The 22112-nt window shown below is 66.1% G+C and carries 20 protein-coding genes; 5 read left to right on the top strand and 15 right to left on the bottom strand.

Features of this window, described 5'->3' with window-relative positions; genetic code table 11:
* Nucleotides 1-134: 134 nt before the first annotated feature.
* Nucleotides 135-2279 (bottom strand): 3-hydroxyacyl-CoA dehydrogenase NAD-binding domain-containing protein, encoded by a 2145-nt coding sequence (locus LPB260_RS13680; protein WP_208709513.1) that lies wholly within the window; start codon nucleotides 2277-2279, stop codon nucleotides 135-137.
* A gap of 162 nt (nucleotides 2280-2441) precedes the next feature.
* On the bottom strand, nucleotides 2442-3647 hold the full coding sequence (locus tag LPB260_RS13675; protein ID WP_208709511.1) for an acetyl-CoA C-acetyltransferase: 1206 nt from the start codon (nucleotides 3645-3647) through the stop codon (nucleotides 2442-2444).
* Nucleotides 3648-4399: 752 nt separating this feature from the next.
* Between LPB260_RS13675 and LPB260_RS13670 the strand changes: the two genes are divergently transcribed.
* On the top strand, nucleotides 4400-5200 hold the full coding sequence (locus LPB260_RS13670) for a cytochrome c (protein WP_208709509.1): 801 nt from the start codon (nucleotides 4400-4402) through the stop codon (nucleotides 5198-5200).
* Nucleotides 5201-5294: 94 nt separating this feature from the next.
* On the opposite strand, the gene LPB260_RS13665 is transcribed toward LPB260_RS13670, so the two are convergent.
* The 13 genes from LPB260_RS13665 to speE form a co-directional block, all read right to left on the bottom strand.
* Nucleotides 5295-6092: a transglutaminase family protein gene (locus LPB260_RS13665; protein ID WP_208709507.1), complete on the bottom strand. Its 798-nt coding sequence runs from the start codon at nucleotides 6090-6092 to the stop codon at nucleotides 5295-5297.
* Complete coding sequence (locus tag LPB260_RS13660; RefSeq protein WP_208709505.1) at nucleotides 6089-7039, bottom strand: alpha-E domain-containing protein; 951 nt, start codon at nucleotides 7037-7039, stop codon at nucleotides 6089-6091. The genes LPB260_RS13665 and LPB260_RS13660 overlap by 4 nt, the downstream gene beginning before the upstream one ends.
* A 2-nt stretch (nucleotides 7040-7041) precedes the next feature.
* Nucleotides 7042-8451 (bottom strand): circularly permuted type 2 ATP-grasp protein, encoded by a 1410-nt coding sequence (locus LPB260_RS13655; protein WP_208709503.1) that lies wholly within the window; start codon nucleotides 8449-8451, stop codon nucleotides 7042-7044.
* Between the two features lie 355 nt (nucleotides 8452-8806).
* Nucleotides 8807-9148, bottom strand: a complete 342-nt coding sequence (locus LPB260_RS13650; protein WP_208709501.1) for a ribonuclease E inhibitor RraB — start codon at nucleotides 9146-9148, stop codon at nucleotides 8807-8809.
* A gap of 280 nt (nucleotides 9149-9428) precedes the next feature.
* Nucleotides 9429-10190 carry an SDR family oxidoreductase gene (locus LPB260_RS13645; protein ID WP_208709499.1) on the bottom strand — a complete coding sequence of 254 codons (762 nt, stop codon included), beginning with the start codon at nucleotides 10188-10190 and terminating at the stop codon, nucleotides 9429-9431.
* 115 nt (nucleotides 10191-10305) lie between these two features.
* A complete protein-coding gene (locus LPB260_RS13640; RefSeq protein WP_208709497.1) occupies nucleotides 10306-10710 on the bottom strand; it encodes a hypothetical protein in 405 nt (134 codons plus the stop codon).
* Between the two features lie 4 nt (nucleotides 10711-10714).
* Nucleotides 10715-11485, bottom strand: a complete 771-nt coding sequence (locus tag LPB260_RS13635) for a hypothetical protein (protein WP_208709495.1) — start codon at nucleotides 11483-11485, stop codon at nucleotides 10715-10717.
* Complete coding sequence (locus tag LPB260_RS13630; RefSeq protein WP_208709493.1) at nucleotides 11472-13133, bottom strand: ABC transporter ATP-binding protein; 1662 nt, start codon at nucleotides 13131-13133, stop codon at nucleotides 11472-11474. The genes LPB260_RS13635 and LPB260_RS13630 overlap by 14 nt, the downstream gene beginning before the upstream one ends.
* Nucleotides 13130-14152, bottom strand: a complete 1023-nt coding sequence (locus LPB260_RS13625) for a DUF1611 domain-containing protein (protein WP_208709491.1) — start codon at nucleotides 14150-14152, stop codon at nucleotides 13130-13132. Before LPB260_RS13625 ends, LPB260_RS13630 begins: the two co-directional genes overlap by 4 nt.
* A gap of 40 nt (nucleotides 14153-14192) precedes the next feature.
* Nucleotides 14193-14852: a hypothetical protein gene (locus tag LPB260_RS13620; protein WP_208709489.1), complete on the bottom strand. Its 660-nt coding sequence runs from the start codon at nucleotides 14850-14852 to the stop codon at nucleotides 14193-14195.
* 230 nt (nucleotides 14853-15082) lie between these two features.
* Nucleotides 15083-16240: a PLP-dependent aspartate aminotransferase family protein gene (locus LPB260_RS13615; protein ID WP_208709487.1), complete on the bottom strand. Its 1158-nt coding sequence runs from the start codon at nucleotides 16238-16240 to the stop codon at nucleotides 15083-15085.
* 29 nt (nucleotides 16241-16269) lie between these two features.
* Nucleotides 16270-17634, bottom strand: coding sequence for a pyridoxal-phosphate dependent enzyme (locus LPB260_RS13610; RefSeq protein ID WP_218281520.1), 1365 nt, complete (start codon nucleotides 17632-17634; stop codon nucleotides 16270-16272).
* A gap of 298 nt (nucleotides 17635-17932) precedes the next feature.
* Nucleotides 17933-18793, bottom strand: a complete 861-nt coding sequence (gene speE / locus LPB260_RS13605; protein ID WP_208709485.1) for a polyamine aminopropyltransferase — start codon at nucleotides 18791-18793, stop codon at nucleotides 17933-17935.
* 169 nt (nucleotides 18794-18962) lie between these two features.
* Here speE and LPB260_RS13600 point away from each other — a divergent pair, with 169 nt between their 5' ends.
* The 4 genes from LPB260_RS13600 (at nucleotide 18963) to LPB260_RS13585 (ending at nucleotide 22057) form a co-directional block, all read left to right on the top strand.
* The gene (locus tag LPB260_RS13600; protein WP_208709482.1) at nucleotides 18963-19850 is read left to right on the top strand and encodes a DNA-3-methyladenine glycosylase; all 888 of its coding nucleotides are present in this window, start codon (nucleotides 18963-18965) and stop codon (nucleotides 19848-19850) included.
* A 3-nt stretch (nucleotides 19851-19853) separates the two neighbouring features.
* Nucleotides 19854-20348 carry a methylated-DNA--[protein]-cysteine S-methyltransferase gene (locus tag LPB260_RS13595; RefSeq protein ID WP_208709480.1) on the top strand — a complete coding sequence of 165 codons (495 nt, stop codon included), beginning with the start codon at nucleotides 19854-19856 and terminating at the stop codon, nucleotides 20346-20348.
* A gap of 133 nt (nucleotides 20349-20481) precedes the next feature.
* Nucleotides 20482-21537 carry a DUF3179 domain-containing protein gene (locus tag LPB260_RS13590; RefSeq protein WP_208709478.1) on the top strand — a complete coding sequence of 352 codons (1056 nt, stop codon included), beginning with the start codon at nucleotides 20482-20484 and terminating at the stop codon, nucleotides 21535-21537.
* On the top strand, nucleotides 21527-22057 hold the full coding sequence (locus LPB260_RS13585; protein WP_208709476.1) for a hypothetical protein: 531 nt from the start codon (nucleotides 21527-21529) through the stop codon (nucleotides 22055-22057). The genes LPB260_RS13590 and LPB260_RS13585 overlap by 11 nt, the downstream gene beginning before the upstream one ends.
* The last annotated feature ends 55 nt before the right edge of the window (nucleotides 22058-22112 follow it).

The raw sequence follows: 22112 nt of genomic DNA, 5'->3' as shown, positions 1-22112 counted from the left end.
GCCGTAGCGCCGGAGGCGGCGGCGAACCGAGGCAACACGCTGAGCAAAACGTGAACGCCCCGGCAATTGGTTCGCCTGAACCGACCACCGGTACGACTGGACCACACCTGGCAAGCGCCAAGGCCTGCCGCCGCTCAGAACGTCTGCTTGCCAGCCGCCTTCTCCAGCAGCAACGCCGGCGGCAGGAACCGTTCGCCGTATTGCTCGGCCAGATACTGGGCGCGCGCGACGAAGTCCTGGAGACCGTACTGGTTGATGAACTGCAATGCGCCGCCGGTCCACGCGGCGAAACCGATGCCGAAGATCGAGCCGATATTGGCGTCGGCGGTCGACTGCAACACGCCCTCCTCCAGGCACCTGACGGTTTCGAGCGCCTGGATGAACAGAATGCGATCGCGCACGTCCGCGGCCGGAATCTGCCGGTCGGCCTTCTCGAAATGACGCTTGAGCTCCGGCCACAGGTATTTCCTGCCGCCCTCGGGGTACTCATAGAAGCCAGCTCCGGCCGCCTTCCCCGCTCGCTGGTATTGCTCAAGCATCTGCGTGATCACCGCAAAGGCCGGGTGTTCGGGCGCCTCCTTGCCCTCCTCGGCCAGGTCCTTCAGGGTCTGCTGGCGGATATGCTGCATCAGGCTCAGCGACACCTCGTCACTGATCGCCAGCGGCCCCACCGGCATACCGGCGTTGCGCGCCTCGTTCTCGATCAGCGCCGCCGACACGCCCTCGCCGAGCATGGCCATGCCCTCATGGGTGTAGGTGGCGAAGACCCGCGAGGTGAAGAAGCCGCGGCTGTCGCTGACCACGATCGGCGTCTTGTTGATATGCATGACGTAGTCGAAGGCGCGGGCCAGGGTGGCGTCACTGGTATGCTCGCCGCGGATGATCTCCACCAGCGGCATCTTGTCCACCGGGCTGAAGAAGTGCAGGCCGATGAACCTGTCCTGCCCGTCCACCGCGGTGGCCAGGCCGGTGATCGGCAGCGTCGAGGTATTCGAGGCGATCAGCGCATCGCTCAGCGCGGCCCGCTCGGCCGCCGCGGTGACATTGGCCTTGAGGTCGCGATCCTCGTAGACGGCCTCGACGATCAGGTCGCAGCCGGCGAAATCGGCGTCCCTGTCGCTGGGCGTGATCCGCGCCAGGATGGCGTCACGCTTGTCGACGCTCATCTGCCCACGGCTGACCTTCTTCTCCAGCAGCCGGGCCGAATAGCCCTTGCCCTTTTCCGCCCTCTCCAGCGAGACGTCCTTGAGCACCACCTCGATCCCCGCCGCGGCCGTCACATGGGCGATGCCCGCGCCCATCATGCCGGCGCCAATGACCCCGACCTTCTTCGTGGTAGAGGGGGCCAGGCCTTGCGGTCGCGAGCCGCCGGCATTGATCTGGTTGAGCTGGAACCAGAAGGTGCCGATCATGTTCTTCGCCACCTGCCCGGTGGTCAGCTCGGTGAAGTAGCGCGCCTCGATGAGCTGCGCGGTGTCGAAGTCCACCTGGGCGCCCTCGACCGCGGCGCAGAGGATCTTCTCCGGTGCCGGCAAGCAGCCCCTGGTCTTTTCCCGCAGCACACTCGGCGCGATGGCCAGCATCTGCGCCACGTTCGGGCTGGACGGGGTGCCGCCGGGCATCCTGTAGCCCGGCTCGTCCCAGGGCTGCCTGGCCTCGGGGTTGGCCACTATCCAGGCGCGCGCCTTGGCCAGCAGGTCGCCCTGGTCCGAGGCGAGCTGGTCGATCAAGCCGGCTTTCAGCGCGGCCTGCGGGCGTACCTTCTTGCCCTCGAGGAGATAAGGCAGGGCCTTTTCCAGGCCAAGTAGGCGGACCATGCGCACCACTCCACCACCGCCCGGCAGCAGGCCCAGGGTCACCTCCGGCAGGCCGAGCTGCACGCTGGCGCTATCCAGCGCGATACGCTGGTGACAGGCCAGGCAGATCTCCCAACCGCCGCCCAGGGCGGCGCCGTTGATCGCGGCCACCACCGGCTTGCCCAAGGTTTCCAGGCGGCGAAGCTGGCCCTTGATCCGCAGGATCATCTGGTAGAAGTCCTTGGCGTCGGCCTTGCCGACCTTGATCAGCTCATTGAGATCGCCGCCGGCGAAGAAGGTCTTCTTCGCCGAGCTGATGATCACGCCGGCAATGGCGTCGCGCTCGGCCTCCAGGCGCTCGATCACCTGGCCCATGGCCTCGCGATACGCCGCGTTCATGGTGTTGGCGCTTTGCCCTGGCATGTCCATGGTCAGGACAACGATATTGTCCGGGCCCTTTTCGTAACGAATGGCGTCAGTCATTTCTTTCAACCCCAAGTCAGTTGGGGAGCTCTTCACAGGCGTCAGAATCGCGGATCAGACGTGGCGACAGTCGAGGGGCAAGCGCAGGCTACGGGCTGTAGATGCGCATTACCGCTCGACTCTCACGCTGCAGGGTCGCGCGCAGTGGCCGATGAAGACTCCTTAGATCCGTTCGATGATGGTGGCGATGCCCATGCCGCCGCCGACACAGAGGGTGGCCAGGCCATAGCGCAGCTGCCGCGCTTCCAGTTCGTCGAGCAGGGTGCCGAGGATGGCGCAACCGGTGGCGCCCAGCGGGTGCCCCATGGCGATGGAGCCGCCGTTGACGTTGACCCGGTCTTCGCTCACGCCCATGTCCTTCATGAATTTCAGCACCACCGAGGCGAAGGCCTCGTTGACCTCGAACAGGTCGATGTCCTCCACCTTGAGCCCGGCCTTGGCCAGCGCCTTGCGGGTAGCCGGCGCCGGGCCGGTGAGCATGATGGTCGGATCGGTACCGGTCACCGCGCTGGCGACGATGCGCGCGCGGGGCTTGAGACCCAGTTCCCGGCCCTTGGCGGCGGAGCCGATGAGCATCAGCGCGGCCCCATCGACGATGCCCGAGCTGTTGCCCGGAGTATGCACATGGTCGATGCGCTCGACCTGGCTGTAGACACGCAGGGCCGTGGCATCGAAGCCCATCTGGCCCATCATCTCGAAGCTCGGCTTGAGCTTGCCCAGCCCCGCCAGGGTCGAGTCGCCGCGAATGAACTCGTCATGCTCGAGCAGGACGATGCCATTCTGGTCGCAGACCGGCACCAGGGACTTGCTGAACGAACCGTCGGCGCTGGCGCGCGCGGCCTTCTGCTGCGAACGTAGGGCGAAGGCATCGACATCTGCGCGGCTGAAGCCCTCCAGGGTGGCGATCAGGTCGGCGCCTATGCCCTGCGGGACGAACTGGCTGTGCAGATTGGTTTCCGGGTCCATCGCCCAGGCACCGCCGTCCGAACCCATGGGCACGCGCGACATGGACTCCACGCCACCGACCACCACTAGGTCCTCGAAGCCCGAACGCACCTTCATCGCCCCGATATTCACCGCCTCCAGACCCGAGGCGCAGAAGCGGTTGAGTTGCACGCCGCTGACGCTGACGTCCCAGTCCGCGAGCATGGCCGCGGTCTTGGCGATGTCGGCCCCCTGATCGCCCACCGGCGTGACACAGCCAAGGACGACGTCATCGACCTGGCTGGTGTCCAGGCCATTGCGCCGCTGCAGCGCTGTCAGCAGGCCGGCGACCAGGCTGACCGGCTTGACGCTGTACAGCGCCCCGTCCTTCTTGCCTTTGCCGCGGGGCGTGCGCAGTGCATCGAAAATGAATGCTTCGGTCATGGCGTCCTCGGACCTCCCTGGGGCTGGATAACGGCAGGGCTCCGCCGCTCTTCGCCGGGCGCTGCCATCGTTGATCCGCTCTACCATACCCCTGGCCCCGCCAGGCTCAATGACCTAAATGCTCAGGGCCATTGACCACTCCGTTCAGACAAACGGTCGGCTACTGGCCCTTTACCGGCACGGCCCAGCGTGGAGCGTCTGGCTCAAGGCGCGGCGCAGTGGAGTGAGTCATTCCCGATAACCCGATGTTCCAAACAGAGTGGTTATTGAAACCAAGTCATCTAATAAAAACCTGATGCGCCCCCTAGAGTTACAGGAGCTGGAATGCAGTGATCAACACATGCCAAGGACCGCCGCCGGGTATTGCCGGGGCGGGATGTCAGTCCACGCCTGGTGTGACGCCGTAGTCCAGGATGCCTGGCGAGCAGGCACCCGACGCCACTCCAACAATAAATAAAAGGCAGATGGCCATGTTCAGACAACCCAAGTTTCGGCAAGCAAGCCTGATCGTCTTTGCCACCACCGTTATCCTGATCCTTCCCAACTTGACCCGTCTGGTCAGCTGACCCGCCACCATCCCTGGCGCCGGGCGTCGCCGTAGCGCGTTACGCACAGCGCAAAGCGGGATACCACCCTGTCACGCTAGAATCGGCGGCTGTGGGCCTTGGGCCCACGCCTCCGTATTCGTGCACGCCCATCGCGGCGCGAAGCGGCCGGCATCTCCGACCTTTCGAACAGCGGCAGAAACGAACATGCGTGGACTGATAGTCGCCCTGATGGTACTGAGCGCCAGCGTGCAGGGCGCCGACCTGCGCCTGGACATTGGCCCAGGCAGCCGCAACTGGAGCAGCGCCGAGCTGCTCGCCCATCCGCGGGCACAACGCATCGAGATCGGCGAGGACGTCAGCTACAAACGCAGCATGAGCTACCGGGCCGTGCCGCTGGCTGCACTGCTGCAAGGCGTAGGAGTGGAAGATCATCTGCAGGCGGTGGCCAGCGACGGTTTTGCCGCCGAACTGCCGGCCTCGCTACTGCTCGGCTCGAGCGGCGCCGTGGCCTGGCTGGCGGTGGAGGACCCGGCCCAGCCCTGGCCACCACTGGCGCCCAACAAGCCCAGCGCAGGGCCCTTCTACCTGGTCTGGACAAACCCCGCGGCCGCTCGCATCGGCCCGGAGCAATGGCCGTTCCGCATCGCCCAGATCCGCAGACTGGCGCCGCTCGCACAGCGCTTTCCGCAGCTGCTGCCGGCACGCAACGCCGGCAAGCAGATCAACGCGGGCTTCGCCCAGTACCAGAAGCATTGCATGGCCTGTCATCGGCTGAACGGCGCGGGCGATTCCAGGTTCGGCCCCGACCTGAACATTCCACACAACCCCACCGAATACTTCGCCGGCGACTTCCTCGCCCGCTACATCCGCAATCCGCAAAGCCTGCGGCGCTGGCCCCAGGGACGGATGCCGGGCTTCGCCCAGGCCCAGCTGAGCGACAGCGAACTGGCCCAGTTGCTCGACTACCTGCGGCATATGGCGCAACGCAAGGTGACGGCCCCTTAGCCCGCGACTGCGCGGGCCTGACCAGGCGCTGCACGCCCGTCATCGCCTGGCGCGCCGCCCCGGTCATAGCGGCGCAGACATGGCCATGTAGCCGTCACTGGGCCCGGGCGCGCAACTGCGGTGGAGCGGCCAGCTTCGCGTTCATCTGCTCGCCGCCGCCACCGCGACGCACGCCGCGTACCGGGCAGGCGTCCAGGTAATCCAGGCCCACGGCCAGCTTCAGATGGCGCTCGGCGATGGCCAGGCAGTTGGTCACGTCGAAGCTGTACCAGGCGTCGTCCAGCCAGGCTTCGGCCCAGGCGTGACTGGCCAGCTGCTCGTCGTCGCCGGTGAACAGGTAGCCGGAAACGTAACGTGCCGGAATCCCCAGGCTGCGGGTACAGGCGAGAAAGGCGTGGGCCTGATCCTGGCAGACCCCCTGGCGCCCGGCGAAGGCTTCGGCGGCGCTGGTCCCCGTCTCGGTGCTGCCCGGCAGGTAGCTGATATGCGCGTTCAATGCGTGCATCAGGTCGATCAGCGCTGCGCGGTCGCGACGTTGCTGGCAGTGCTGCACGGCGAACTCACGCATCGCCTCGTCCGCCGAGGTCAGGCTGGTGCTGCGCAGGAACGGCAAGGCGGAATGATCCTCGTGCTCCGCTTCGCGGTGCTCGTCGATCTCTACCTCGCCGTGAGCGCCGATCACCACGGTGTCGTGGGGCTCATCCAGGGTCAGCACATGCAGGATATTGCCGAATGGGTCGAGTTGCGCACGGACCGGATGGGGCAGCTTGAGCTGCCAGCTGATCACGTGCTGGCGCTCGCTGTCGTGGGGGGTCACACGCAGGTACTGGATGCTCGCACGCACCTGGTCTTCGTAGTGGTAGGTGGTGTCATGGCTAATCGACAGTCTCATGCTACCTCCAGGTATGACGTTTGGATGGCTTGGCCCAGCAGGCGGACCTGCTGGATGGACTCGGTGAGCCAGGCATGCAGCCCCTCATCGAGAATTTCGTTGATGCCGGTATAGCGCAGGCGCGCCTCCAGCTCGGCGGCCAGGCGCTGGGCCGGGCGGCCGTTCTCGCCGGGCAGGTTGGCGAGCATCAGGTTGAGCTCCTCCAGGCAGGCGCGCAGCGAGCGCGGCACCTCCGGGCGCAGCAGCAGCAGTTCGGACACCTTGCGCGCCCCTGGCGAGCCGCGGTAGATCTCGGCGAAGGCCTCGAAGGACGACAACGCCCTGAGCAAGGCGGTCCACTGGTAATAGCTGCGCGCCGGGCGGCCGTCGATCTCGTCGATGTCCTCGCCGAGCAGTTCGTAGCGGGCATCGAGCAGGCGCAGGGTGTTGTCGGCGCGCTCGATGAAGATGCCCAGGCGAATGAAACGGTAGGGATCGCCCCGCATGATGGTGCCGAAGGTGGCGCCGCGGAACAGGTGCGAGCGCTCCTTGACCCACTCGCAGAAGCGGCTGATGCCGAAACGCCCCAAGCCCTGTTCGGAGATGCCGCGAATCTCCAGCCAGGTGGCGTTGATGTTCTCCCACATGTCGCCGGTGATGCGGCCGCGGACCGCATGGGCATTGGTGCGCGCGGCCTGCAGGCAGCAATAGATGCTCGCCGGGTTGTCGGCATCCAGGGCGAAGAAGTTCAGCATGCGCTCGGCATGCATCTGGCCATGGCGCTCCAGGTACTCGTCCAGGGTGCCGGTGATCAGCAATGGCATGGCCAGTTCATCCAGGCCATCGCCGCTGCCATCCTGCGGCATCAGCGACAGCGAATAGCTGACGTCGAGCATGCGCGCGAGGTTCTCGGCGCGCTCCAGATAACGGGACATCCAGTACAGATCGGAGGCGGTTCTCGACAGCATGATTAATCCTCCACTACCCAGGTGTCCTTGGTCCCGCCGCCTTGCGACGAGTTGACCACCAGCGAGCCTTCGCGCAATGCCACGCGCGTCAGGCCGCCTGGCACCAGGCGAGTTTCGCGACCGGACAGGACAAACGGGCGCAGGTCGATGTGGCGCGGGGCGATGCCGTTCTCGACGAAGGTCGGGCAGGTCGACAGCGACAGGGTTGGCTGGGCGATGTAGGCCTCCGGTCGGGCGATCAGCCGGGCGCGGAAATCCTCGATCTCCGCCTTGCTCGCCGCCGGCCCGACCAGCATGCCGTAGCCACCCGAGCCCTGGGTTTCCTTGACCACCAGCTCGGGCAGGTTGGCCAGCACATGGGACAGCTCCTCGGGCTTGCGGCATTGCCAGGTCGGCACGTTCTTGAGAATGGCGTCCTCGTCCAGGTAGAAACGGATCATCTCGTCGACATAGGGGTAGATCGACTTGTCGTCCGCCACCCCGGTGCCAATGGCGTTGGCCAGCACCACGTTGCCGGAGCGGTAGGTCGACAGCAGCCCCGGCACGCCGAGCATGGAATCCGGGTTGAAGGCCAGTGGATCGAGGTAGGCATCGTCGATGCGCCGGTAGACCACGTCCACCTGCTTGGCCCCCGAGGTGGTACGCATATACAGCTTGTCGTCGCGCACCAGCAGGTCGGCGCCCTCGACCAGCTCGACGCCCATCTCGCGGGCGAGGAAGGCGTGCTCGAAATAGGCGCTGTTGAAACGCCCCGGGGTCAGCACCACCACGGTGGGATTATCCAGCGCGCTGGAGCTCTTCAGGGTATCGAGCAACAGGCTCGGGTAGTGATTGATCGGCGCCACCCGTTGCGCGGAGAACAGCTCGGGGAACAGCCGCATCATCATCTTGCGGTCCTCGAGCATATAGCTGACACCGCTGGGCGTGCGCAGGTTGTCTTCCAGCACGTAATAGCTGCCATCGCCGTCGCGTACCAGGTCGACCCCGGCGATATGGGCGTAGATGTCGCGATGCAGGTCGAGACCCTGCATCGCCATCTGATAGCCCTCGTTGGTCAGCACCTGCTCGGCCGGGATGATGCCGGCCTTGAGGATGCGCTGGTCGTGGTAGAGGTCGGCGAGGAACATGTTCAGCGCCTGCACCCGCTGGATGCAGCCGCGCTCGACCATGCGCCACTCGCTCGCCGGAATGCTGCGCGGAATGATGTCGAAGGGAATCAGCCGTTCGGTGCCCTGGTCATCGCCGTAGAGGGTGAAAGTGATGCCGGCTCGGTGGAACAACAGGTCGGCCTCGCGCCGCCGCTGGGCCAGCGAATCCTTAGGCGTTTCGGCCAGCCAACGGGTGAATTCGCGGTAGTGCTCCCGGCACTCGCCGTTCGCCAGGTACATCTCATCGTAGTAAGTTCGCGCCATGCCGTACTCCTTGCCCCCGGATGCACTAGAGCGTTGCAAAGCCCGAGCCATCAGGCTTATCCCTGAAAGTTCAATCTGATAGGCAGCTGATGGTGGTTACCCGCACCAAGACGGCACAGCAGGGCGAACAATCGAACTCAGCGCGCCCCAAGACGCGGCATTGAGCGCCACGATCAGAAATCACTAACGTTGAGTATAGGCACTCGCCGATTTGCCGCCGGCCGGTGCGACGAAGATGGTCGACTGCGAGCCCCCGCGAATGTGCACAGGGTGTGCCGCGGAGTCGATTCAGGGAAGGGTGCGGCTCGCGCCCTCACCGGCCGTGAGCCGATGAGGGCCTGCTGCAGGCCGGCGATCAGGGCCGCGAAGCCTTGACCTCCTGCGTCACCCCCCAGCCATCCAGGGTGCCGCCTAGGGGTACCACCACCGACTCCAGGTCATGCTCGAAGTCGCCGATACCGGCATGGGTCGCATACATCACCTTGCTCACCTGCAGGTGCCAGGCGCCGTCATCGCGCTCGGTCACCAGGGCATGCAAGGACTCTCCACGAAAGTTCCTGGTCGCCATGCGGGCCCGCTCCTCGTCCGGGAAAATGGCGTAGAACTCGATTGGATGGAAGCTGGCAAAGTCGAAACCGCCCTCCTTCATCCGCCGTAATACTCCGCTGCTGACATCATCGTGCAAGGCTGTGCTCATGAAGTGATCTCCTCAGGCGATGGATGGATTAACCGCTTTCCCATTGCAACCGTCTTTACTGCGGCGGTGTCGCGACACCCGAAGGTGCCGCCCGAGAATCAAGCAAGTGCTGCTTGATGTGTCATAAGCCAGACCTGAAGCCAGGGCTGGTCGACGTTGCGCCATTCAGATCGAATGATTCAGAGCCGTCTATTGCAGGTTAGCGCGAGCCGGGCAACTTTGCTGCGACAACCCATCACGAAACGTTTCGACGGCGACCGACGGCCAGCGGCTGTCCAGGCTACTCGCGGCTCAGCCGGCTCATGATCAGCCGATTGAGCCAGGCGGGCGCGAGCTGCGCGGCCCAGTACAGCAGCCGGAAACGCAGACCGACCGGGCGATGCACCGCAGCCCCCTGGGCCTGCTGCCAGACCGCCTCGGCGACGTCCCGGGCCTGCAGCCGGACGCCCAGGCGACGCATCACCGGCGCGTCGAAGTGCTGATTGGCGAGCATCGGCGTGGCGACGAAGGGCGGCATCAGGTCGCCAACCCGGATGCCATGCCTGAGCCACTCCAGCTCCAGCGCCTCGGTCAGGCCGCGCACGGCGAACTTCGACGCCGAGTAGCTGGCCAGGTGCGGCACGCCGTAGACCGCGGAGGCCGAACCCATGTTGATCACCTGGGCATTGCTGGTGTCCTTGAGGTAGGGGAATGCCGCATGGCTCATGTTGAGTACGCCGAGCACATTGACCTGGAGCATCCGCATCTGCTCGGCCTGGGGGATTTCCTCGAAGTAGCCGCAGCTCATCAGCCCCGCGCAGTTGAACAGCAGACGCAACTGTCCGCCATGCATGGCGCAGAAATCCGCCAGCGCCAGCTGCGCCGCATCCGGGTCGGCCACGTCCAGCTCGGCGTGCCAGACGCCACCCAGCTCGCTCGCCAGTTCGGCCAGGTCATGGTGATTGATGTCGAGCAGGCCGACCGTCCAGCCGCGGGAATGAAACAACCGGGCCGTGGCGGCGCCAATGCCCGAAGCGGCGCCGGTGATCAGGATATTATCCACTCAGCCCCTCGCTGGCTCAGGACGATCAACGCCCGACGCAGGACGAACCGCGCCAGACGGGCTGACTACAACAATACGTCAGAAGACTGCACTGAGCATCGCTGGAGTCCACCACCTACAACCCGACGTAGTTACCGGTTGTAAAGTCAGAGTAGCGAATGATCGCCTTCAGCTGCCCGTTGGAGCTGCGCCGATACTTGTACAGCTTGTCGCCGACCCGGCCGATGAAACGGCAGGACTTCTTCGCGAAGACCAGGCACATCTGGCCATCGGGCATGACCTGCCAACGCCCCTTGCGCACCTCCCAGAAGCGCTCCTGCAGCACGCTGCCGTCCGCAGCGTAGTAGGTATAGGTATTGATCTTGCGGGAGCGGTTGTAGGAGCGCACGGTGTTGCCGGAAAAGGCGGCGGTCACTTGCCTGGCGTCGAGCAACTGCGGAGCGTCCTTGTTGGGAACGGCCAGGGTCGTGCAGCCTGCGAGCAGGAGCGCGCCAAGGGAACTCATCAATAGTGTCTTCATATCCTCAGTGTCCTTCTGGCCGTGCCAGGAAGCGGGAAACTCTTTGCAGCATGTCGGTCTGCTCGGCGCACAGGGCGAAATCGTGCTCGCCACCCTGCAATTCGGCGAGTTCAAGCCTGGCTGCGTGGCCCAGTTGTCGCCAGCATTCGACCCACTTGTGCGCTCTGACCAGGCGATTGCGGCCCTGCTGCTTGTCGATGCGCTCGCCCTTGCGCAGGCTGGCATCGCGCAGCGTATCGCGATCGCCGACTAGCACCAGCGTGGGAATCCTGGTCATCGCCTCTGCCGCCGCCGGTCCCGGCAGTACGGATGGCCAGTTGGCCAACCCGCGCGGGTACTTCACGGCGCGGTCGGGAAAGGTGTACCAACCGGCGCCCGTGAGCACCAGGCTGCGGGTGCGCGCGGGATAACAGAGCGCATAACGGTGGCAGAACTGCGCGCCGCCCGAATAGCCAAACATGTCCAGCGCCCACCCCGGTACCTGCAGGTCACTGCCCAGGCTCATCAGCATGCGGTTGAAGGCGAGATCGGCGCGGGTCAGCCCGAGCCCAGTGTCCAGGCGCTGGTAGCCAGGAAAGCGGTCGTGGCTGAACTCAGGGGCCAACAGGCGCACCCCCAGCTCATCGGCCGTCGCCCTGAAGGCCTCCTGCTGCTCGCGGGCGTTACGCGAGATGCCGTGGACACAGACAAACAAGCGGCTGGCGTCCCTCAGCGTGGCCGGTTCATAGAGCCATGCCGACAGTTCACGCGTGCTGTAAAGCTCAGCTGTTTTCATGGTGAGTCTCCCCGCTGGCGGTCCGCACCGTCGTCGAAATCGGCTTCACAACACCGAGCGGCGGCGCAGACAGGGTCCAGTACTTGGTCGCCCATTGCGGCTTGCTCGCGTCGGAACGGGCGACAATCATGGTTCCGGGAAAGGTGCTGCCGACCTTGGCCAGCAGCTCATCGATCGTCGAGTCACTCGACGCCGAGGCATGATCGATGAGCAGCAACGAGGGACGCCTCAGCAAACCGCGCGCAAGCATCAAACGGAACTCTTCCGCGCTCGACAGCTGGATTCCCTTGGCGCCCAGGCGGCTATCCAGGCCGTTGGGCAATCTCTCGGCCAGGCTGCGCAAACCGCACAGATCAATGACCTGCTCGATGTCCGGCTGGTCACCGCGGCGCATGCCGTAGATCAGGTTCTCCCGAATGGAGGTCTGCCAGAACGTCGCGGGCTCACCGATCAAGACGATACGTCGCTGCCGCTCGCTCGCGGCCAGCTCATCCAGGGAAATGGCATCGAGACTGCCGCTCAGTCCAGGCATGGGCTCGATGCCGGCCATCGCACGCAGCAGGCGGCTCTTGCCGCTCCCCGAGGCGCCCGAGAGCAGCACCCGTGCGCCGGCCGGTGCAGACAACCGGCGCTCGACGCCCCCCTCCGCAGCGATGGACAGCGTGACGGAAACCGGTGCGCCAACGGGCAACTTGAGCCGGCGCCCACCTGGGGCAACGGGGTTCCGACGCAGAAACCGCTGCAGCTTGAAGCGGGCCAACTGGTACTGGGTCCAGTATTCGTAGATTCGCCCGAGGCGGCGCATCTGCGGCAACATGTAGAGGGACACGATGATCACCATGACGAACTCATCCGCCGACAGGTGGCCGCTGAGCACACGACTGTGCCCCACCAACGCCAGCAACCCCACCAGGGTCAGGCTGATGAACTCGGTGCCGGCCCGCAGCCAGCCGCCGCCTTGTGCGCGCTTGAGCTGCCAGCGGTGCATGTCGTTGCTCAGCCGGCGAAAACGCCGCGCCTCGCGACCGGCCTGATTCACCGATTGAATCAGCGTCACGGCGGCGATGCGCTGGCTCATGTAGTTCATCAACCGCGAACGATGCTTGCGGGTGTTGCTGCTGGCGTCGTAGAAGTATCGCCCGCCCAGCCAGTAGATCGGCACGGCGGCGGCCGCCAGGCCGCCTAGCACCGCGACCAGCAGCGGATCGAGCACCAGCAAGGTGACCAGCGCCACCGACAGCCAGACGGTCAGCACCGTCATACGCGCCACCCCCTCGACCAGCCAGTTGCGCAGCGCCAGCAGGTCACCGGTCAGGCGCATCAGCAAGGTACCCCGTCCGACGCGCAAGGCGTCCGCGGTGGGCAGGCAGAGGAAATGCTCGAAGATCTGCGTGCGGACCTCGTGGACATAGCTCTGGGCCAACTTCTCCGCCACCGTCCGCTCCATGAAGCGGCCGGCCGACAGCAGGAACACCAGGGGCACGAGCAGCAGCAGGCCCTCGAGGAACGGGCCTTCCTGGGCCATTATCCGGTTGCGAATCTGCATGATGAAGAACAGCAGCGAGAGGGACTGCAGCATGCCGATCAGGCTCAGCCCGACCAGGCCGAGCCAGCGCCGATTACCAGTGACCTCGGCCAACCTGCTCATCGCACCGGACTCAGTTCTCCAAGGACGATATCCACCGTGCGCGGATCGTAGACCTGATCCAGGGTGAGAACGGGCAAGCCCGTATGATGGCGGACCTCCTCAATGAGCAGAGGCGCCCTGGTCAGGGTTCCGCTGATCGCCAGCACCGGGACCCTGCTCGGCGCCAGCTGCTGGACCAGCATCAGCGCACCTGGCGCGCAATCGGCGGCGCAGAAGCAGCCATCGCAAAGCGACATGAAGTCCCGGTGCTCGATCAGCGCCTTGGTTTCCTCCTGCAGGATGCCATCGGCCAACTCGATCACCAGGTATTGCGCCTCATGGGTGCAGGATGCGTTGATGATCTGCCTGGCGATGGTGAAGAGGCGTTCGGTCGGCTGTTTCCAGGTACCCGGCAGACCCGCGTCGGTAAAGTCGAAGGCGGCCATTGCCCCGGCATCGCGAAAGCGCCAGACGTCGGGTCCCGACCCGGTGCCGGTCAACTTGGCCGCCACCACTCGGCAAGCCTGACGGCAGAGGGTGGAAACCAGGGCGGTGGCCAAGGTGGTCTTGCCACTGTTCATGCCCGTGCCGACCACCAGCAAGATGCGCATGCCACCCGTTGCCAACGGCTCCGGAGCATTCGCCAGGGTGACGAAGCGACTGAGATTGAGGACCTGTTGCTGCTCGTCTGCCAGCAGACCGAGGATCTCGATCTCGGTCGCCGGCTTGACCGACGCATGACGACTGATGACCTCGGCGGCGATACCGCCGCCGGCGACCAGATAAGCGCTGCTGCCGATCGGCAGCGTCGCGGCGAACTGGTCGGTGGCGTATCGGTTGCCGGCCGCCAGAATCACTTCGTCGTCGACGAACAGATTGGCACGCCGCCCGCAAGGCAGTTCGATACGCGGATGCTGGCGGATCTTGGTGACACGGGCGAGCAAAAGATCGCCCAAGGCTACCGGCTGAAAGGGTAGCAGCGCGTGACAGGCGGCAAGCTCGAGGTGGCGGGTTACGTAACTCTGCTTGGCCTTCTGCAAACGCTGCTGAAGTGACGCTGATGAATCGATCATGGCCTGCTCACTTCGCCAATTGGCGGTGGATTTGCCTGATCCTTTTGGCGTTGGCTTCCTGGGGGGCTAACAGATGCTTCAGGGTGCGGTTCGTGGTGGTGGTCTTGTCTGCGCGTTTTCGATAGACCTTGGTCCTGGTCCGCTCCAACGCGACGATCAGGTTCAGGCTGGGGGCATAGGTGATCAGGCGCTCGTCCTTGCGCGAGGAGCCGCTGCTGTTGCGATAACTGCGCAGACAGCTGTAACGCTCGGTGCCCAGCGTTTGCCCCGCGAGTGAAAAAGACCCCTTGCCCAAGGACTGGCACTGCCACTCGCGCAGTTTCCTTCGACCATCACGATAGATTCGTCTCAGCACGAAACGTTCAGCGCTTCCGGCGGAGGCCCCGAGCAGACGCGCAGGGTCGCCGGACTTCACGTCAACCGTGTAGCTGCGCGTCGGGCGTAGCAGATCTTCACGGGCCAGAACCAGCGACAGGGGGTTGTTGCCGTAGGTATAGCGGCGCTTGCGGGTGTCCTCCCAGACTGCTCGGTTGCCGTCATAGGCAACGAGTTTTTCCACCGTGCCGTCGGAATAGAGGGCTACCGTTCCGACCGCCGGCCTGGCCTGGGCGCCCAGCGCCAGCATCGACGAACAGATAATCAGAAAAAGAATTCTTGCCACTGACATGAGTCTCTCCCGCTACTGGGTCATTTGCGGTTCTTAGGGCCGAATCGGCGACCGACCTCAAGCCTGGATCAGACCATAGTCTGAAAAAGTGTGGACCATGGTCCGAGGTATTCAAGCGATATCTCGCTTTACCCGAGGAACGGCACCTGCTGGCCAATCGAACAAAGCAGCTGCAGACGGCCACGTCCGCCCTCGCCGACGGCAACCCAGGGGGGTTGCCTGCCGGCGGATCAACCGGCCACTGCCGCCAAGCCCTGCTGTAGATCACGACGCAAATCCTCGACGTGCTCAATGCCCACCGACAGGCGCACCAGGTTGTCGCCGATGCCGATCTGCGCGCGACGTTCGGCGGGGATGGAGGCGTGGGTCATCTTCGCCGGCTGGCTGATCAGGCTCTCCACCCCGCCGAGGCTCTCGGCCAGGGTGAAGAGCGTCGTGGCCTCAAGGAAACGCCGGGTACCCTCGCCGTCGGCGGCCAGGTACAGGCTGATCAACCCACCGAAACCGCGCATCTGCTGCCTGGCCAGCGCGTGCTGCGGGTGGCTGGCGAGTCCGGGATAGAGCACCGATGCCACCTCGGGCTGGCGCTCCAGCCAGGCCGCCAGCTCGGCGGCGTTGTCGACGTGCCGCTGCAGGCGCAGGGCCAGGGTGCGCATGCCACGCAGGCAGAGGAAGCTGGAGAAGGGATCGAGAATGCCGCCCACCGAGTTCTGCAGAAACGCCAGCTGCTCGGCCAGTTCCGCTCGGTCGGCCACCGCCACCAGGCCGGCGATCACGTCCGAGTGCCCATTGAGGTACTTGGTCGCCGAGTGCACGACGATGTCGAAGCCGTGCTCCAGCGGCCGCTGCAGGTAAGGCGAGGCGAAGGTGTTGTCGGCCACCGTGAGGATGCCGCGCTCGCGCCCCAGCCGGCCGACCTGGGCCAGGTCGCAGAGCTTGAGGGTCGGGTTGGTCGGTGTCTCGACCCAGATCATCCGGGTCTCGGGTTTGAGCGCGGCGGCCAGGGTGGCGGCGTCGGCGTCCGCCGGCACATAGCTGATCTGCAGGCCGGCGCCGGGCTTGCGCACCCGCTCGAACAGGCGGTAGGTGCCGCCATAGAGGTCGTCCACCGCAACCATATGACTGTTCGCCGGCAGCAGCTCCAGCACCGTGGCACAGGCGGCCAGGCCTGAGGCGAAGGCGAAGCCCTGGGCACCGCCCTCCAGTTCGGCGATGGCCCGCTCCAGGGCCTGGCGCGTGGGGTTCTGGCTGCGCCCGTACTCGTAGCCGGTGTGTACCCCGGGGGACTGCTGGCGAAACGTCGAGGTGGCGTAGATCGGCGGCATCACCGCGCCGGTCCAGTCCGGCTCGTAGCCGGCATGCACGGTCAGGGTTTCGAACTCGTTCATGGGGACTCCTGTGGACGGTCGGCCGCCTTTCAACGCAGGGTGCGGCGCCAGAGGCTCAGTACGTCGCTCTTGGTGATCAAACCGAGAAAGCGGCCGTGCTCGACGATCAGCGCCACATGGCCCTCATCGAAGGTCTGCAACAGACGCTCGAGTGGCACATCGGGGTCGAGAGTATCGAGGTTGGTCACCATGGCCTCGCGCACCGGCAGCTGGAAGTGCTCGGGGGCGTCCTTCACGGCGCGCAGCAGGTCCCATTCGTCGATCAAACCGACCACCCGGTCGCCCTCCATCACCGGCACCTGGTCGATATCGTGAAAACGCATGCGCCCATAGACCGCCGCCAGGCTCTCGCCCGGCTTGCAGGTGACGGTAGCGCCCTCGTCGTAGCGCCGGGCGATCAGGTCGCGCAGGTTGCCCTCCCTGGGCCTTTCGATCAGCCCCTGGTCGATCATCCAGTAGTCGTTGAACATCTTCGACAGGTACTTGTTGCCGCTGTCGCAGACGAAGGTCAGCACCCGTTTCGGCGTGGTCTGCTCGCGGCAGTAGCGCAGGGCCGCAGCCAGCAGGGTGCCGGACGAGGAGCCGGCCAGCACGCCCTCCTCCTGCAGCAACTGGCGTGCGGTGTGCAGGCTCTCGGCGTCGCTGATGCGGTAGGCGCGCCTGACCAGGGCAAAGTCGGCAATCGCCGGCACGAAGTCCTCGCCGATGCCCTCCACCAGCCAGCTGCCGGCCTCGCCGAACTGGCCCGTTTCCACGTAGTCGGCCAGCACCGAGCCTTCGGGATCGGCCAGGACCATCTCGACCTGCGGCGCCACCCGCTGGAAGAAGCGGGTCAGACCGCCCAGGGTACCGCCCGAGCCGACGCCGACCACCACCGCGTCGACCCGCTGCTCGAGCTGGCGCCAGATCTCCGGGCCGGTGCCGCTCTCGTGGGCCCAGGCATTGGCCGGGTTGTTGAACTGGTCGATGTAGAAGGCGCCGGGCATGGTCCCGGCGAGGCTGCGCGCCAGGTCCTGGTAGTACTCGGGATGGCCCTTGCCGACATCCGAACGGGTCAGGCGCACCTCGGCGCCCAGGGCCTTGAGGTGAAAGATCTTCTCGCGGCTCATCTTGTCAGGCACCACCAGCAGCATGCGGTAGCCCTTCTGCGCGGCCACCAGGGCCAGGCCCAGGCCGGTGTTGCCGGCAGTGGCCTCGATGATGGTGCCGCCAGGCTTGAGCTCGCCGCTGCGTTCGGCCGCCTCGATCATGGTCAGGGCGATGCGGTCCTTGATCGAACCGCCGGGGTTCTGGTTTTCCAGCTTGACGAACAGCTCGCAGGGGCCGGTGTCCAGGCGGGTAAGCGGCAGGATCGGCGTGTTGCCGATCATCTCGAGTATGGGGCTGCTGGGCATGGGCGTGTCCCTCCGCGGAACGGCCATTGCGTCGCGCCCGACGCGCCCTCTGTGGCGCCGCGGGCAGCGGATCGGCCATGGGTTAGTTATAGGCACTGGGCCGCCACGCGGCCAGCCGCGGGGGCGCCTCGGCCTCGGCGCCCGACGCGCGGAACACCACTGGGGCCAACACGCTCAGGCGCCTTCGCGCGCCTGGCCGTGTTGTTCAGCGCAGGTATGTCGAGAGGGCGCGGTTCGCCGGCGAGCTGCCGGCAAAGAAAAAGGACCCGCAGGTCCTTTTCTCGAATCAGCTGGCGGCTCAGTCGTTGCTGGGCTTGTTGATCGCCTGCAGCACGTACTGCGGCAGGGCGAAGGCGCCGAGGTGAATGTCCGGGTTGTAGTAACGGGTGACGATACCGCTGCCGACGAAGCGCTGGCGCAGGGTTTCGGCCGACAGCTTGCGCTGGCCGCTGTCGGTGCTGCCCCAGGCGAAGGTCATGCTGCCGCCGATATAGGTCGGCACCGCCGCCATGTAGAAGTGCCAGTCGGCGAACAGGCCGCGCATGCGCCCGGCGGTGGTCTGCACCTCGGACAGCTGCATGAAGGGCGTGCCGTTCTGGGTCACCAGGATGCCGCCGTCGTTCAGGCAGCGGCGGCAGGCCTGGTAGAAGTTCTCGGAGAACAGCACCTCGCCCGGGCCGATCGGGTCGGTGGAGTCGGAGATGATCACGTCGAACTTGTCTGTGCAGGTGGCGACGAAGCGCATGCCGTCATCGATCACCAGGTTCAGCCGCGGGTCGTCGAAGGCACCGCTGGAATGGTTGGGCAGAAACTCCCGGCACATGTCGACCACGGTGCCGTCGATCTCGACCATGGTGATGTGCTCGACGCTGGCGTGCCTGCACACCTCGCGCAGGATGCCACCGTCGCCGCCGCCGATGATCAGCACGCGCTTGGCCAGGCCATGGGCGAGGATCGGCACGTGGGTGAGCATCTCGTGGTAGATGAACTCATCCGCCTCGGTGGTCTGGATCACCCCGTCCAGGGCCATGACCCGGCCCATGCGGGCATTCTCGAAGATCACCAGGTGCTGGTGCTCGGTGCGCACCTCGTGCAGCAGCTTGTCCACGCGAAAACGCTGACCGTAGCCGTCGTAGAGCGTCTCTTGGTAATCGCTCATTGGGGTATCCCTCGTCAAAATCGATGAATGCAACGGACAGCCGCCACTGACGCCCGCCACCAGAAGAAAGGCGGGCATTCTACGTCGCCACAGATGACAGGTCGAACCTCGGGTGTTTGAAAGTCACTTGCGCACTGACAGGCGTGCACCAGGCGGTTATCGTGCCCCCATGACCGCCGCCGCTCCGCACCCCGTGCTCCTGCCCTACCAGCCGCCCTGGCACTGGCAACAGTTCCACGCCCACTACGCCCTGCGCGCCTTGCCTGGGGTCGAGCGACTGGACGCCGACGGCTATCGCCGCAGCTTTCGCCTGGACGGGGTCTGCGGCTGGTTCGCCGTACGCCCGGCGCCCGGCCAGCCTGCCCTGCAACTGCATCACAGCGCCTCGGCCGAGGCCTGCCTGCCGGCCCTGACCGCCCGAGTGCGGCGCATGTTCGACCTGGATGCCGAGCCACAGCGTATCGCCGCGCACCTGGCCGAAGACCCGCTGCTGGCGCCCCTGGTGGCGCGCAATCCCGGCCTGCGCGTGCCCTGCGCCTTCGACCCGTTCGAGCAGGCGGTGCGCGCCATCGTCGGCCAGCAGGTCACGGTGAAGGCCGCGGTGACCATTGCCGCACGCCTGGTCTCGCGGCTCGGCGAACCCCTGAAGGAAGCGACCGACGGCGGCCTCGAGCGCCTGTTCCCCAGCGCCGAGGCACTGGCCGAGGCCAACCTGGACGGCATCGGCATGCCCGGCAAGCGGGTACAGACGCTGCAGCACTTCGCCGCCCAGGTCGCCAGCGGCGCGCTGCACCTGGACCTGCGCGACGGCAGTGCCGCGCTGATCGAGCGCCTCTGCGCCCTGCCCGGCATCGGCCCCTGGACCGCCGAATACATCGCCCTGCGCGCCTTCGGCGAGGCCGATGCCTTCCCCGCCAGCGACCTGGGCCTGCTCAAGGCCCCGTTGTGGGGCGCAGGCGGCATCGGCGCCAAACAGCTCGAGGCCCGCGCCGAAGCCTGGCGCCCATGGCGCGCCTATGCCGCGGCGCACCTGTGGCACGACTACGCCGGAGGTTGAACGATGTTCTATCGCTACCACCACAGCCCCATCGGTCGCCTGCTGCTGGTCGGCGATGGCGACGGTCTGTGCCAGCTGCTGCTGGAGATCGACGGCAAACCCTGGCAGATCGCCGAGCACTGGCGCCTGGCAGGGGCCGAGCTGGATGCGCCCTGCCACCAGCTCGACGAGTACTTCGCCGGCCGCCGCCGGCGTTTCGATCTGCGTCTGACGCCACAGGGCACGGCCTTCCAGCTGGCCGTGTGGCAGGTCCTGCAGCAGATTCCCTTCGGCCAGACCCGCTGCTATAGCCAGCTCGCCACGCAGATCGCCCGGCCCAGGGCGGTGCGCGCGGTGGGCGCGGCCAACGGCGCCAACCCGCTCGCCATCGTCGTGCCCTGCCATCGGGTGATCGGCCGCGACGGCAGCCTCACCGGCTACGCAGGCGGCCTGGCGCGCAAGGCCCTGCTCCTGCAGCTCGAAGGGGCGCTGGCACCACAGCAGCAACTGGCGCTTTGAGCGATAGCGCGTCACGCCCCGGCAGGCTGTGCGGTCGCAGGCTGTAACAGCGCCGGCTAGCGGCCATCTAAGTTCGGAAGACACTCATCCTTCTGACATGGCCGCGCCCTGCAGAAGTGGGAGGTGACCGCCGATGTCCACGCAACGCCCGCGCCGACCGCCATGCCGGCGAGCCGGCACCTTACTCGGCCTGTTGAGCCTATGGACCGCACTGGCTTGCGCCGGCCAGGTCGCATTGCCGCCACCGGGCCCGGAGCGCCTGCTCTCGGCTTCAGCCCAGGCCTACGCCGACATGACCCTGTCCGGCGGGCCCGGCAAGGATGGCATTCCCGCCATCGATCAGCCGCGCTTCAGCGACGCCGCGGGGGCCACGCAGTACTTGCGCCCCGACGACATCGTCTTCGGCGTCCATCACCGCGGCCAGGCCCGCGCCTACCCGCAGCGCATCCTGGTGTGGCACGAGATCGTCAACGACAACATCGCCGGCGAGCCGCTGAGCATCACCTACTGCCCGCTGACCGCCACGGTGCTCGGCTTCATGCGGGGCGACAGCCAGTTCGGCGTATCCGGGCGCCTGCTCAACAGCAATGTGGTGATGTATGACCGCGGCAGCGACAGCCAGTGGTCGCAGATCGCCGGCGCGGCCATCAGCGGCCCCGCCAGCGGCCGGCGGCTGCAGGAAATTCGCGTGTTCTGGAGCACCTGGGCCAACTGGCAGGCCCGCCACCCCGAGACCCAGGTACTGACCCGCGACACCGGCGCGCTACGCAACTACCGGCGCGATCCCTACGGCAGCTACAACCCGCTGCGGGGCTACTATGCCGACCCGCAGCTGATGTTTCCGGTGATGCACCAGCACCCCCGCTACCCCGCCAAGCACAGCATCCTCGGCTTCCGCACCGCCCATACCGCCGTCGCCGTGGACAAGCGCCATCTGCGCGAACAGGGGCTCATTCAACATTCGTTGGGTGACGAACACTTCGTCATCATCGACGATCCCGGCCTGGACACCGGCTGGGTGTTTCGCGCCGAGCAACCGGTGCAGATCGACCGACGCGAGATCCGCTTCGAGGCCGACGGACCGCAGGCACCCGGACTAGACGCGCTGGAGCCGCTCAACGCGTTCGAGGCCATGTGGTTCGCCTGGTACGCCTTCTACCCCGACACGGTGGTGCTCGATGGGCGTTAGGCGCAGCACGGCGACCCTGATCGGCGCCGTGGCCTGCTGCTACGCGCTGTTCTACCTCTACGCCATCGGCGATCTCGACCTGGGCCCCGCTGGCTGGGGGTGGTCCAGCCTGCCCTGGCAATGGCAACGCCTGCTCACGCAGCGTTCGCCCTGGCATTTCGAGGCGCTGGCCAGTCTCGAACTGGGTTACCTGGTGCTGCTGCTCAGCCCGCTCAACCTGCTCCTGGCCGCACTGCTGGGCCTGCTGCTGGCTGGCAACCTGCACGGCGCCCTGGTGTTACGGCAGCGCCGCACCTGCGCCACGGGGGCGGATGTCGCCTGGAGCGCCGGGCTGTGGCCGGCCCTGCTGGCCGGCGGCGCCTGTTGCGCGCCCAGTCTGCTCCTGCTGCTGGGCATTCCCGGACTGGGCGCCTTCATCGGCCTGTTTGCCTGGCTGCTGCCGCTGTCATTGGCGCTGTTGCTTGGCAGCCGCCTGTGGCAACGCTGGCGCGGCGCCCCGGCCCTGTTCGGGCCACTCTGAGCGGCGCCCTTCAGGGCCGAGCAGGATCACGTCTACCGGCAACTGACACACATGC

It is taken from the genome of Pseudomonas sp. LPB0260 (genome assembly GCF_013388395.1).
Note: the sequence above shows the minus strand (reverse complement) of the source record. Positions and strands in the feature narration are given on the sequence as shown.